The organism is Gordonia sp. 'Campus' (assembly GCF_022206305.1).
Classification (GTDB): domain Bacteria; phylum Actinomycetota; class Actinomycetes; order Mycobacteriales; family Mycobacteriaceae; genus Gordonia.
In genome coordinates, this window is the sequence record NZ_JAKOIW010000006.1 from 236,363 (window position 1) to 249,167 (window position 12,805).

Genomic DNA, 12,805 nt, shown 5'->3' on the forward strand with positions numbered 1-12,805 from the left:
GGTAGCCTAACCTCCGCAAGGCGAGGGCTCATGCTGGCGCGAGTTGGCGGAGTCGCTCGCGAGTTGTCCGAGCTCGGCTGCACTGCAACCGGACTCGCTGCACGTTCGGGGATGTGTGAGTCAGACGTCGGCTTCGTGTTCGCTGCTGAGCGCCGCCCACGACACCCACGGCGCGCTACCGGCGGTGCACGCCGGTGACGCCGTCATCGATTTCGAACGGTTCTACGAGTCCGTGGAATGGATGGCCGAGCAACTGGCCTCCTGCGGGGTCACCGCGGGGAGTCGGGTGGGTCTCGCGATCCGCACGGGCTGGGAGTTCGTGCTCGCCTGGCATTCGCTGCTGGAAGCCGACGCTGTCACGGTTCCGATCGCTCTACGTCCGCAGTGCGAACCGGCCGATCCGGGCGACATCGCGTTCGTGCTCGCTCATGTCGATCAGTGCGTCGACGTCGAGGATCTGATCGAAGCCACTGCGCCCGAGCATCACTGTCGCCAGATGTACCGCGTCGCCGACGACTTCGTCCTCGCTGCGCTCGGGGCGTCCGAGGTGCTTCGGAACGAGGGTGGCCTCGACGCCGACCTCGAATCCGGATCACCCTCCACCGCTGGTCAACTCATCGCCGAGGCAGAGTGGATGGCCGAGGACGACGACGGATTGCGTCGGGGTGCCCGTGTGCGACTCGAAGGTGATCTCGGCACCCGCGAGACGATGGTCCGGATTCTCGCGTGCGCGTCGGCCGGCGCGTGCGTGGCGGTCGACGCACCCTTCGGGGTCCCCGACTGGGGTGCCCCGCCGCTCTATGACCGGGTGCTGGAGGCCTCAGTGCAGCGCGGAGACGACCCGGTCGGCGAGGTCGGTCTCGCGACGACTGACGAGGAGGTCGATAATTCGGTCGGTAGTGGAATCCGTTGGTAACCAGAGCGATTCCGCGAGTATTCGGGTGAGTCGGGGCCTGGCGACGCGTTCCGGACGCCGCCCCAGCCGAGTCAGGATGGCGGAGGTGGGTGACGCCCCGGAGTGCTCGGCTCGCCGAACGGCGAAGGTGTCCGGTCCGAAGTCGAGGAACACCGCCGCCCCCGCGGTGAGTTCGAGTGCGTCGATGAACCGCTTGATCGAACCCGACCGGGCCTGAACCGACGCCCACGTGAAAGTCTGTGGTCCCAGCGGGGTCTCGAGGCTGATCGGTGTGCCGGGGCCGATGCCGAGGACGCCGGCGAGAGCACTGGGGATATTGAATCCTGTTCCGCGACATTGCGCGGGCGTGATCGTCGTGGCCCAGTGCACGGCGTCGTCCTCGCGGTACAGACCGCGGGTCCGTCCGGGGGTCCGCCGGGGCCGATGCGGCCGCTCACGTCGGGTGACCACGCCACCGCGGATCTGGAATTCGCCCGCCCCGGCGTACGCGCGGATCGTGGCCTCGCTGACGTCGTGACGACCGCGGATCGTCGCGATGATGTCGTCGAGGGGCACGGCCCCGTCGCGGTCGGAGAGAATCGCATCGATCTGCAGATGGACCGACTCGTATCGGGGAAGGCCCCACTCGGCGAGGCCGTAGCGGGTGCGGTCGGTCTTGACGATACGCGCGTCAGATGTGAAGGCGTTTCGAATACTGTTGTGGGCACGTGGGATCGCCGACGTCGCGTCGACGATCTCGTCGAAGGTCAACGGCGTGCCGCGTATCGACAGCGCCGCGACGATGATCTCACCGGTCGTCGACCGGATGGCGACAGCGTGGTCGTCGAGTAGTTCGTATCCCACCCTCCGCAACCACCGCGCGGTCGAATCTGGGGACAGGCCGAGGTGATCCGCGATGGTGACGACGGGAGCCACCTCGCCGGGGCGCGCCGCCGCCGACACAGCCGACTTCGTGAACTCGGCGACCGAGCGCAAGCTGCCCCTGATGATCCAGTTCTCGCTCGTCCGCAGGCCCGACGCCGCGGCCACCACCCGCCAGCACGGGGCTTCGACGTCGCCCACCGGTATCCCGGCGAGCGTCGAGTCCGCCATGAGTGCAGCGGCGTCCGCGACCGGAGCGGCCCGGCGGTTGATCATCGCCCACAGCTCGGAGAGAGCCGGGTCCGCGTCGATCAACGCGGCCAGGCGATGTCGTGTGGAGCGATCGATCTGGGTGACCCGCTCGCGGGACAGCCCGAGGAGGTCAGCGACCTCCGACTGCGTGCGAGGGTTGGCAGCGTAGATGCGCTCGGTCAGCACCAGCCGCTCCTGGTCGGACAGTCCGGCGTCGAAGGCGGCGATCGCGTCGAGCGCGCGCCTGTCGTCCGGCGACCGTCTCGTCGAAACGGGTCCGTTGGCATGCGCGGTCATGGGTGGTGCTTTCTCAGCAGGTCTGGTGACGGCGGTACAACGATGCCGTCTCGGGTTCGGGAACGCTCGCGAGGGCCTGGGCGGAGCACCCCACAGGCTACCGGGACGCCACGCACGTAGTGCTTGACCGGACCGACGGCGTCCGCTGTCGGATTATCCCCCGAGCACAAAGGTCGGGAGGAAGTCTGGCCTCCGCGACCGTTTCCGTCCGGCCCTCACTTTCATAGTGTTCTGGATCACATCGATGACGACGATCTTGGAGGCAAGCCCGGTGACCAGCACGTACTTCGCATGGGACCTGACCCATCGCGCCGACGCCCCGTGTGTTCGCGATGACGAGGTCGCCCTGGACTACGCCGGTTTCGCACGGCGCGTCGAGGGTGTCGCCGAACAACTGAGCCGTGGTGGCGTTCGAGCCGGGGACGTCGTGGCGACCTTTCTGCCCAACCGGATCGAACTGCTGGTCACTCTGATGGCGGCATGGCGGATCGGTGCGGTCGCCACTCCGGTCAACCCGGCATTCACCCTCGAGGAAGCCGAGTATCAGCTGGCGGATGCGGGAGCACGGGTCGTCATCGGCACCCGCGCAGCAGAACTGGGGTTCGGCCGTGCCCGGTTCGACGTGGAGGAGTTGGCGGCGGCGCCGAGCGCGAACTGGCGAGGCTCGAGGTCACCGGCCGGCGACGACGACGCCTTGCTCATCTACACTTCCGGCTCCACCGGCAGACCCAAGGGTGTCCGGTTGTCGCACGACAACCTGCACTACATGGCTACGACGATGGTCACCCATTTCGGTCTCACCGCGGCCGACCATGCCCTCCTGGTGCTGCCGCTGTTCCACGTGAACGCCATCTGCGTGAGCTTCCTGGCGCCGATGCTCGCGGGCGGACAGCTGAGCATCACCGGAAAATTCTCGCCGTCACGGTTCTTCGACGACGTCGCACGCCTGGCCCCGACATACTTTTCCGCCGTACCGACCATTTACGCGCTTCTCGTGTCGCAGGACGGTCTGACGGCCGAGGCCACCCGGTCTCTCCGGTTTGCGGTCTGCGGGGCCGCACCGATCTCGAAAGAGCTGCTCGATCGGGTCGAGGGCGCCTTCGGGATACCTGTCGTCGAGGGCTACGGCCTGACCGAGGGCACCTGTGCGTCGGCCTGTAATCCGGTTGCCGGAATACGCAAACTCGGGACGGTGGGCCCCGCGCTCCCGGGTCAACGGATCTCCATCGTCGACGAACAGGGCACCGAGGTGCCCACCGGTGAGATCGGTGAAGTCGTCATCAGTGGGCCGAACGTCATGCGCGGCTACCTGAACCGACCGGAGGCAACCGCGTCGGCCATCGTCGACGGCCGGCTGCGCACCGGCGATGTGGGCCGCCTCGACGAGGACGGATACCTCACCCTCGTGGACCGCATCAAGGACATGATCATCCGCGGCGGGGAGAACATCTACCCCAAGGAGATCGAGAACGCACTCGCGACGCATCCCGACGTGCTCGAGTGCGCGGTCGTGGGCGCACCCGACGAACTCTACGGCGAGTTGCCCGTCGCGTTCGTCGTCGCCTACCCAGACCGTGGTGTCGACGCGGAGGAGCTGGCCGGTCACCTCGCCGGACGGCTGGCAAAGATCAAGCAGCCGAGCACAATCCACGTCGTGGACCAACTGCCGCGCAATCCGGTCGGGAAGATCGACAAACCGGCGCTGCGGTCCGGCCTCCGCAGTCCGCAACCCATCTGACCCCCAGATTCGGCCCGATCCCGGCGTCCCGCTGCGGACGCCGAGCCGGAGACCCGCGCGCCGAGACCGTCGATGCCGGTCCCACCCACACCACAACCGACACAGCCACACCACGACCGAGACAATCACACGACAAGGAGTGTGCACCAATGGGACTCACCCAACCCGACTTCCCCCAAGTCGACCCGGAGACATTTCTCCAGCGGCCGTTCTTCGATCGGATCCGCGTACTGGGAGCACACTGGGCCGATCACGGCTTCGGCACGCCGAAGATGGTCCACCTGATCTATCTGATGAAGGTCTTCGTCTTCTACGGCGGTGTCGGGATCGTGCTCGCGACGCTGACGTCCGGACTCAGCCCGCTGCATGTGACCGAGTGGTGGAACCAGCCGATCGTCTATCAGAAGCTGGTCTTGTGGACCGTGCTTGTGGAGGTCATGGGCATCGGAGGGTCCTGGGGTCCGCTGGCCGGGCATTTCAAACCGATGACCGGCGGTTTCCTGTACTGGCTGCGGCCACAGACGATCCGGCTCCCACCGTGGCCCGGCAAGGTGCCCTTCACCAAGGGTGACTCCCGCACCGCGTTCGACACCGCGGTCTATGCACTCATCCTCGCGAATCTTGTTGTCGCGATCGCACTCCCGGGTATCGCGTCGAACTCGCTGGACTCGGTGGTGGCAGACAACCAGGGACTGGTGAACCCCGTTCTGATGTACCCGCTCATCGCGCTGTTCGTCGTGATCGGCCTGCGAGACAAGGTCATCTTCATCGCGGCTCGCTCCGAGCAGTACCTCCCGGCGATGATCTTCTTCGGCTTCCTGCCCTTCGTCGACATGATCCTTGCTCTCAAACTGCTCATCGTGTCGGTGTGGGTCGGTGCTGGTATCTCCAAGCTGGGGCACCACTTCTCGATGGTGATCCCACCGATGCTGTCGAACACCCCGTGGCTGCCGAGCAAGAAGATCAAGCGGGCACACTATCGCGACTTCCCCGAGGACATGCGGCCGTCGAAGCTGGCCGGCGGCGTCGGGCACGTCCTGGGCACCATCGTCGAGGTCGTCACCCCACTGGTCTTGCTGTTCTCGACGAGCAAATCGCTCACCGTGGCCGCGGTCGTCCTCATGGTGTGCTTCCACTTCTTCATCCTGTCGACGTTCCCACTGGCCGTTCCGCTCGAATGGAACCTGCTCTTCGCGTACGCCTCGGTGTTCCTGTTCCTCGGATTTCCGGCCTGGGACGGTTACGCGCTGTCCGACACGTCGATGCCGTGGGCGTTGGTGCTGATCGCCGCCGCGCTCTGCTTCTTCCCCGTGCTCGGCAACCTCCGTCCGGACCTGGTCTCGTTCCTCCCGTCGATGCGCCAGTACGCGGGGAACTGGGCGTCGGCCACGTGGGCTTTCGCACCCGGTGCCGAGGAGAAGCTCGACCAGCACGTCGTGCGGCCCGCGAAGAACACCCGCACCCAGCTCCTCGCCTCGTACCCGGCCGAGGTGGCCGATGTCGTGATGCACCAGTTGCTGGCCTGGCGTTCGATGCACAGCCAGGGGCGCGCGCTCTACTCGCTGATGATCCGTCATCTCGGATCCGACATCGACACCTACACGCTGCGGGAGGCGGAGTTCTCGTGTAACTCGCTGGTGGCCTTCAACTTCGGTGACGGGCATCTCCATGACGAGCGTCTCATCGCAGCGCTTCAGAAGCGGTGCGGCTTCGCGCCGGGCGAGTTCACGGTGGCCTGGATCGAGTCCCAGCCGATCCATCGGGGCACGCAGCGGTTCAAGGTGATCGATGCGGCGCTGGGCGTCATCGAGACCGGAACCTACCGGGTGGTCGACGCGGTGAACGAGCAGCCGTGGCTGCCCAACGGCCCCATCCCGTTCCAGGTCGACTGGACTCTCGACGTTGACGCTCGCCGCGCGGTCACCGATCCTGAGGTGGTGCATGAACCGCAGATGCGCTCCGATGACCGCAGCGCGACACCGGTCCCGCTGACCGATCAGGCGCCGCAGTGACCACAGCTGTCGTGGTCGGCGGCGGGCCCAACGGGCTCGCCGCCGCTCTGCACCTGGCGCGCAACGGTGTCGACGTGCAGGTCCTGGAGGCGGCCGAGGATGTCGGTGGTGGGGCCCGGTCGGGCGAACTGACGGTACCGGGCGTCATCCACGACCACTGTTCAGCCTTTCATCCGCTGGGCGTGGGATCGCCGTTCTGGGCGGAGGTCGGTCTCGAGCGGTACGGGCTGGTGTGGAAGTGGCCCGACGCCGACTGCGCACACCCGCTCGATTCCGGCGACGCCGGACTGTTGTTCCGGTCGATCGGTGCCACCGCGGCGGGACTGGGCGCCGACGGATCGCGCTGGCAGACGATGTTCGGTGATCTGGCCGAGCACTTCGACGATCTCGGCGACGATCTGCTCCGCCCGATTGTGCACATGCCCGGTCACCCGATTCGCCTCGCATCGTTCGGCCCGCGAGCCATCCTGCCGGCCACCGTGCTCGCGCGTTGGTTCCGTACCGAGCGTGGCCGCGCGCTGTACGGCGGGATTGCGGCACACCTGTTCTCTCGGTTGGACCGTCCGCTCACCGCGTCACTCGGGCTCATGATCGCCGCGAGCGGGCACCGCTACGGATGGCCGGTGGCCGAGGGCGGTTCCGGAGCGATCACCGCTGCGATCGTCGGTGCACTGCGGGATTCGGGCGGCAAGATCGAGACCGGTGTCCGGGTGAGTTCGCGTGCCGACCTGCCGCGAGCGGACATCACGCTGCTGGACCTGTCTCCGGCGCAGGTGCTCTCGATCTTCGGCGACGAGATGCCGGCTCGAATTCGCCGTTCCTACCGGCGTTATCGAATCGGGTCGTCGGCGTACAAGGTCGACTTCGCGATCGACGGGGACATCCCGTGGTCGAATCCGGAATGCCTGCGCGCCGGGACAGTGCACCTCGGCGGGAGTTTCGCGGAGATCGCCCACACCGAACGACAGCGAGCGGCCGGCGTGATGGTCCCACGGCCGTTCGTCCTGCTCGGTCAGCAGTACATCGCCGATCCCGGTCGCAGTGCTGGTGGCATCAATCCGATCTACGCCTACGCGCACGTCCCTCGTGGTTTCGACGGTGATGCCACCGAGCAGATCGTTGCGCAGATAGAGAGGTTCGCACCGGGATTCCGCGACCGGATCGTGGCGACGACCAGCACGGGCACCGAACAACTCCACACGTCGAACGCCAACTTCGCGGGTGGGGACATCATCGGCGGAGCGAACGACGGCCTGCAGATGGTCCTGCGACCCCGTGCAGCGCTCGACCCGTACGCAATTGGCGTACCGGGCGTCTACATCTGTTCTCAGGCCAGTCCGCCCGGTGCCGGTATCCACGGGTTGTGTGGGTATCACGCCGCCGAGTCGGCATTGCGGTACGCACGGTCGCGACGATGACCGCCTCGCGATCGTCGCGTGCGCTGTGGACAGCGGGCAACGCCGCGCGCGACCGACTGGCCGGAGTGCCCGCGGCGGCCGGGTCCGAACTGCTCGAGCAGGCGGCCGTGATCGCGAAGACATTGCAGGAGAACGTGTCCGACATCGTCTCCGAGTTGAGTGCCATGATGGCCCGGGAGATCGATCAGCTCGACACCGATCCCAAGCTCGTGGAGTTGCTCGAGGCGAGCGTGCACGGCAACGTCTCGACGATCATCCACGTGCTGGCAAACGACATTCCGATCGAACACCTGCAACCGACCACCGCCGCAGTAGAATACGCGCTGCGTCTGGCGCAACGGGACGTGCCGTCGAACTCGCTCGTGCGTGCCTACCACCTGGGGCAGAACAGCGTGATGCGTGAATGTTATTCCCTGGTCGAGGATCTGGACCTCGACGCCGGACAATCGATGGCGTTGACCCGGCACATCTCCGATGTGTTGTCTGGTTACATCGATTGGATCTCCTTGTACGTGTTCGAGGCGTACGAGGATGAACGCCGACGGTGGCTCGGCGTCGAGGGCAACGTGCAATCAGCGGCCATCCACTCTTTCCTCGACAGCGCCGAACCCGATGAGCGGGCCTTCGAGTCCGAGACCGGTTACGCGCTCGACCGACGGCACCTCGCGCTCATCCTCTGGTCATCCGATGATGAACCCCGCGAACTGGTCGCGCTCACCCGTACGGCCCGTGAAACCGGTACCAGGCTGGGCGGGGGCGCCCCGCCGATCGTCACCGCGATCGACCGGTCGACGGTCTGGGCCTGGATTCCGTTGGTCGGACGAGACATCACCGACGACTCATCAGTGGTCGCCGTGCGCTCGACCGTGCCGGCAGGGATCCGAGTCGCGGTGGGACTGCCCGCATCCGGGGCACGAGGATTTCGGCGAACTCACGAGCAGGCACGCGCCGCCTACTCGGTGGCGACCATGCCGGGTGGCGCGGCGGATCGGGTGATCGGATTCGGAGACCGGGGTGTGGCCGTGGTGTCCCTGCTGGCGCAGAACCTCGAGTCGACCCGGGCGTGGGTCGACGAAGTCCTCCGCGGGCTCGCCGAGGACGCCCCGAACGCGAACATGCTGCGAGAGACACTGTCCGTGTACTTCGCCACCAGAGAGAGCCACCTCCACACCGCCGAACGGCTCAACCTCCACCGCAATACGGTGAAGTATCGCGTCGGCAAGGCGCTCGCCGAGGTCCCGGCGGACCTCGACCGGCTGGATCTCGCTCTGGCGCTGACGGTGCGCGAATTCCTCGGCCGGTGATCTTCGCGTGTTGAGCGTCGACGCCCGATGTCGCGGTGTCAGGCCCCGTCGTCCTGCTTCTCGATGTCGCGGCGCAGGGTGCCGGTGATCTCGTCGATCTTCGCACCGGTCGTCGGTGCGAACCGGGAATCGTCGAACCGCGGCTTCCCGTCGATGCGGAGGTCGTAGCGCCGAAGTTGATCGCGCACCGGGTCTTTCATCTCCGCCAGGATGAGGGTGATCCCGTGCAGACGAAGGTAGTCGTCGAGCTCGACGAGCTCGTCCACGGCGGTGGCGTCGATGTCGACGATGGGTTCCGCCGCGACGATCACGGTGTGCACCCGCCTCCCAGCCGATCGCGCCTCTTTGACCTTGCCGCGGACGAAGTCGTCGAAGATGCCGCCGTTGGCGAAGAACAGTGCGGCGTCGAAGCGGACGATGAGTACTCCCTCGATTCGCTCGGCCGCGGGGTATCGGGTGACGTCGTGGTAACCGCGGAGGCCGGGCACCCGACCCAGCTCGGTCCGATAGGGGCGCCAGGCGAGGTTCACGAAGGCGATGAACGACAATCCGATCGCGATCAGGATGCCCTCCAGGACACCGATGAGCGCGACGCCCAGGAACGCCGCCACCGACAGCGCGCCCTCGATCCAGTTGGCGCGGAACAATTTCACGACCCCGGAGATGTCGATGAGCGAGATCGCCGCGGCGATGACCACGGCGGCCAGTGCGGCCGACGGCAGATAGGCGGTCACCCCCGGGGCGGCGAAGATGAAGACGATGATCAGCAGCGCACCGACGACCGCGGCCAGCTGGGTTTTGGCCCCGGCCTGTTCGGCGACCGGTGTGCGTGACGACGATGCCGAGATGGCGAAGCCGCTGAGGAATCCGGTGGCGATGTTGGCGGTTCCGATGGCCGACATTTCCTGGCTGCCGTCGACGGTGTCACCGGCACGCGCCGCGAATGTTCTTGACAACACGCTGGTGTCGGCGAAGGCGATCAGCGCGATGCCCACCGCCGGGCCGATCAGGCTGATCACGTCGTCGACGGTGATCCCCTCCAGCGACGGTGACGGCAGGCCACGCGGCATCGCGCCGACGACCGGTAGATCGTCAGACCATCCGAAGGTCGCGACGACCGCGATCGCACCCACGACGGCGATCAAGACACCGGGAATCGCCCTGCGCCACAGACGCAACGCGAAGATGGTGACCAGACAGGTGACGCCGATGCTCGACGCCAGTGCTTCGGTCTCGCCCGCGCCGATCGCGGTGACGATGCCCGTCGCCTCCTCGAGCACGGAATCCCCGTCGACGCTGAAACCCAACAGCTTCGGCAGCTGACTCAGGATGACGACCAGGGCAATCCCGTTCAGATAGCCGATGCGAATCGGTTTGGACAGCAGGTCGGTGACGAACCCGAGCTTCAGCAGGCCGCCGACCGCCAGGACCAGCCCGACCTCGATGGCGAGTACGCCTGCGAGCGCGACACGTTCGGCGTCGAAGGCGGCCAACGGGATGATCGATGCGGCGATGATCGGTGCCAGCGAAGAATCGGGACCGAGCACGAGAATGCGTGAGGGACCCACAACCGCATAGACGAGCAAGGGGATGACCGTCGCGTACAGGCCGGTCACCGGTGGAAGGCCGGCGACTTCGGCATACCCCATACCTGCCGGGATCAGCAACGCCGTCAGCACCATCCCGGCGACGAGGTCCCCCTTGAGCCACGACCTCTCGTAGGAGCGGAGCACGCCCCACCCTGGGAGAAGCCGTGACACCGCACCCGGTCGCATGCCGCGATTATGGTCCCTGCCCGCCGGGTTCGTCCGCGATCGCTCAGGTTGTGGCGACCGTGGGCGCCTCCCGTCCGGGCAAGGGTGCCGGGAACTGCTGCACGGAAGACAGGGCGAGGGCGATCGTGCCCGTCACGACGAGATGCGCCGGGAGCTCGGCGTGCAGAGTTCTTCGATGCCGGGAGAGGTCGACGACGGTGATGTCGGCCATCGTCGCGCCGGCGAGGTGTGTGCCCGGGAAGGCCACGTCCAGCAGAGACGAATGCAGCGGCAGCGAGGCGTCGACGTGCAACACCGCGCGCCCGTTGGCGACGGTGACCGAGGTGAGTCGGGTGACCAGCGTCGGGAACCACACCGAGGTCGGGCACAGCGACTGGCACACCGGCAGGCCGTCGTCGTCGAGGTAGAAGGCGATTCGACGATGCAACGATTCTTCGCGCAGCGAGATGTCCCCGGCGATCACATCCGAGCCGGTGGCGCGCAGAGATGATCCCCAGATCTGACTGTCGAACGTTCTGGTCACGGTGATCCTTCGGAGGGAGGGCAATTGGTCGAACAGTGTCACCGGACCAGATCTACTCCGCAACACGTTGTAGCGGAACACGATAACGCGTTAAGAGATCATCAAATCGCGTCGGCGAGCACGCGGAGCGCCAGATCGCGGGCGATGTCGAAAGCCTCCGGCTCCACACCGAGGCCGGCGCTCACAAGGGCGCCCTCATGCAGGATCAGCAGTCGCCGGGCCACTTCTCGCGGGGCTGTGGTGGCGTCGGCGATGGCGGTCAGCAGCTCGAGCAGCTCCTTCTTCTGTCCCACGATGATGGGATATGCGGGATGCGTCGGATCGCTGATCTCGGCGTGCGCGTTGATCATTGCGCACCCCTTGTGACCACGTTCGGCGGCCCAGTCGCGCGTGGCGTCGAACACGGCCGCGAGTTGCGCTGCCGGTTGGCTCGACGCTGCGTCGAGTCGCGACTGTAGGAACGCGTGCCATGCCGTGTTCCGTGCCCGCAGGTATTCGACGACCAGTTGTTCCTTGGAACCGAACCGGTCGTAGAGCGTGCGCTTGGTGACCCCGGCTTCTGCGGCGATGGTGTCCACGCCGACCGCATGGATTCCGCGCTCGTAGAACAACCCGGAGGCGGCGTCCAGGATCTGGCGGGCCTTCGGTGTCCATTCCACTTCGTGAGTCGTCGTCACCTGACAAATACTACACCGATCTGTAAAGTCACCCACATGCGTACTTCACCGATCGGTATACCTGCCCGATGGCTGACCTTCGCGATGTCCGCGGTGTTCGTCCTGTGCTGGTCGTCGGGGTTCATCGGCGCCAAGCTGGGGGCCGACCAGGCGCCGGTTCTGACGATCCTGATGTGGCGGTTTCTGGCCATCGCGGCCGTGCTCGGAGCGGCGCTGTGGGTGCTGTCGCGCCGTCGACGACTGCCGCCGATGTCGTGGCGGCAGTTCGGGTTACAGCTGGTGATCGGAGTGTTGTCGCAGTGCGGGTACACCGTGACCGTGTACTGGGCGATCTCTCTCGGGGTCAGCACGGGCACCACCGCACTCATCGACGGGGTGCAACCATTGGTGGTCGCCGCGCTGGCCGGCCCGATTCTCGGCGCGGTGACGCGCGGTCGCCAATGGTGGGGTCTGATGGTCGGTGCCGCTGGGGTCGTGCTGGTCACGTGGGCGGACGCCTCGTCGTCGGAGGGCGCGCCTTGGTGGGCCTACCTGGTACCGCTGGTGGGGATGGCAAGTCTGGTGGTGGCGACCTTCCTGGAGCGACGCGTCATCGACGCACCCGCACCGACTGTCATCCTCGCCATCCACTGCGGGGCGTCGGCGGTGATCTTCACGGTTGCAGGCGTTGTCGCCGGAGTCGCGGTGCCCCCGATGGCCGGCACGTTCTGGGTGGCGATCGCATGGCTGACCATTCTGTCCACCCTCGGTGGTTATGGGTTGTACTGGGTGCTGCTCCGACGATCGGGGGTGACCTCAGTCAACACCCTGATGTTCTTGATGCCGCCGGTGACCGCACTGTGGGGAGCCGCCATGTACGACGAACCGTTCACCTGGACAACGGCTCTCGGGCTGGCGATGGCGTGTGGGGCCACGTGGGTGGTCAATTGCGGGGCGGCCGAGCGGCCGGCGGACGGAGGGATGGCGGCGAAGGAGGTGGCCGGAGTTGCGCGGTGAGGTCTCGGGTGACGTTGGAACCGTTGCGGCAGTGTG

Annotated in this window: 10 protein-coding genes; 6 read left to right on the forward strand and 4 right to left on the reverse strand. The window is 66.5% G+C overall.

The annotated features are described in order from the left end of the window. Positions 1-115 precede the first annotated feature (115 nt). Positions 116-916, forward strand: a complete 801-nt coding sequence (locus tag MAY35_RS09415; RefSeq protein WP_238421002.1) for an AMP-binding protein — start codon at positions 116-118, stop codon at positions 914-916. Here the strand turns inward: MAY35_RS09415 and MAY35_RS09420 are convergent. Continuing rightward, positions 821-2,326, reverse strand: a complete 1,506-nt coding sequence (locus tag MAY35_RS09420; RefSeq protein WP_238421003.1) for a sigma factor-like helix-turn-helix DNA-binding protein — start codon at positions 2,324-2,326, stop codon at positions 821-823. The two genes, MAY35_RS09415 and MAY35_RS09420, sit on opposite strands and share 96 nt — an antisense overlap. Positions 2,327-2,570: 244 nt before the next feature. On the opposite strand from MAY35_RS09420, the gene MAY35_RS09425 reads away from it, so the two are divergent. From MAY35_RS09425 to MAY35_RS09440, 4 genes are all read left to right on the forward strand, one after another. Then, positions 2,571-4,064 carry a class I adenylate-forming enzyme family protein gene (locus MAY35_RS09425; protein ID WP_238421004.1) on the forward strand — a complete coding sequence of 498 codons (1,494 nt, stop codon included), beginning with the start codon at positions 2,571-2,573 and terminating at the stop codon, positions 4,062-4,064. A 149-nt stretch (positions 4,065-4,213) separates the two neighbouring features. After that, entirely contained in the window at positions 4,214-6,076 is a 1,863-nt protein-coding gene (locus MAY35_RS09430) for a DUF3556 domain-containing protein (RefSeq protein WP_238421005.1), read from the forward strand. After that, positions 6,073-7,494 carry an NAD(P)/FAD-dependent oxidoreductase gene (locus MAY35_RS09435; RefSeq protein WP_238421006.1) on the forward strand — a complete coding sequence of 474 codons (1,422 nt, stop codon included), beginning with the start codon at positions 6,073-6,075 and terminating at the stop codon, positions 7,492-7,494. Before MAY35_RS09430 ends, MAY35_RS09435 begins: the two co-directional genes overlap by 4 nt. Next, complete coding sequence (locus MAY35_RS09440; RefSeq protein WP_238421007.1) at positions 7,491-8,798, forward strand: CdaR family transcriptional regulator; 1,308 nt, start codon at positions 7,491-7,493, stop codon at positions 8,796-8,798. The genes MAY35_RS09435 and MAY35_RS09440 overlap by 4 nt, the downstream gene beginning before the upstream one ends. Positions 8,799-8,836: 38 nt before the next feature. On the opposite strand, the gene MAY35_RS09445 is transcribed toward MAY35_RS09440, so the two are convergent. The 3 genes from MAY35_RS09445 to MAY35_RS09455 form a co-directional block, all read right to left on the reverse strand. Continuing rightward, positions 8,837-10,573 carry a SulP family inorganic anion transporter gene (locus MAY35_RS09445; protein ID WP_238421008.1) on the reverse strand — a complete coding sequence of 579 codons (1,737 nt, stop codon included), beginning with the start codon at positions 10,571-10,573 and terminating at the stop codon, positions 8,837-8,839. Between the two features lie 43 nt (positions 10,574-10,616). After that, on the reverse strand, positions 10,617-11,096 hold the full coding sequence (locus MAY35_RS09450) for a hypothetical protein (RefSeq protein WP_238421009.1): 480 nt from the start codon (positions 11,094-11,096) through the stop codon (positions 10,617-10,619). 101 nt (positions 11,097-11,197) lie between these two features. After that, complete coding sequence (locus tag MAY35_RS09455; RefSeq protein ID WP_238421010.1) at positions 11,198-11,773, reverse strand: TetR/AcrR family transcriptional regulator; 576 nt, start codon at positions 11,771-11,773, stop codon at positions 11,198-11,200. A gap of 36 nt (positions 11,774-11,809) precedes the next feature. On the opposite strand from MAY35_RS09455, the gene MAY35_RS09460 reads away from it, so the two are divergent. Next, on the forward strand, positions 11,810-12,769 hold the full coding sequence (locus MAY35_RS09460; protein ID WP_238421011.1) for a DMT family transporter: 960 nt from the start codon (positions 11,810-11,812) through the stop codon (positions 12,767-12,769). The last annotated feature ends 36 nt before the right edge of the window (positions 12,770-12,805 follow it).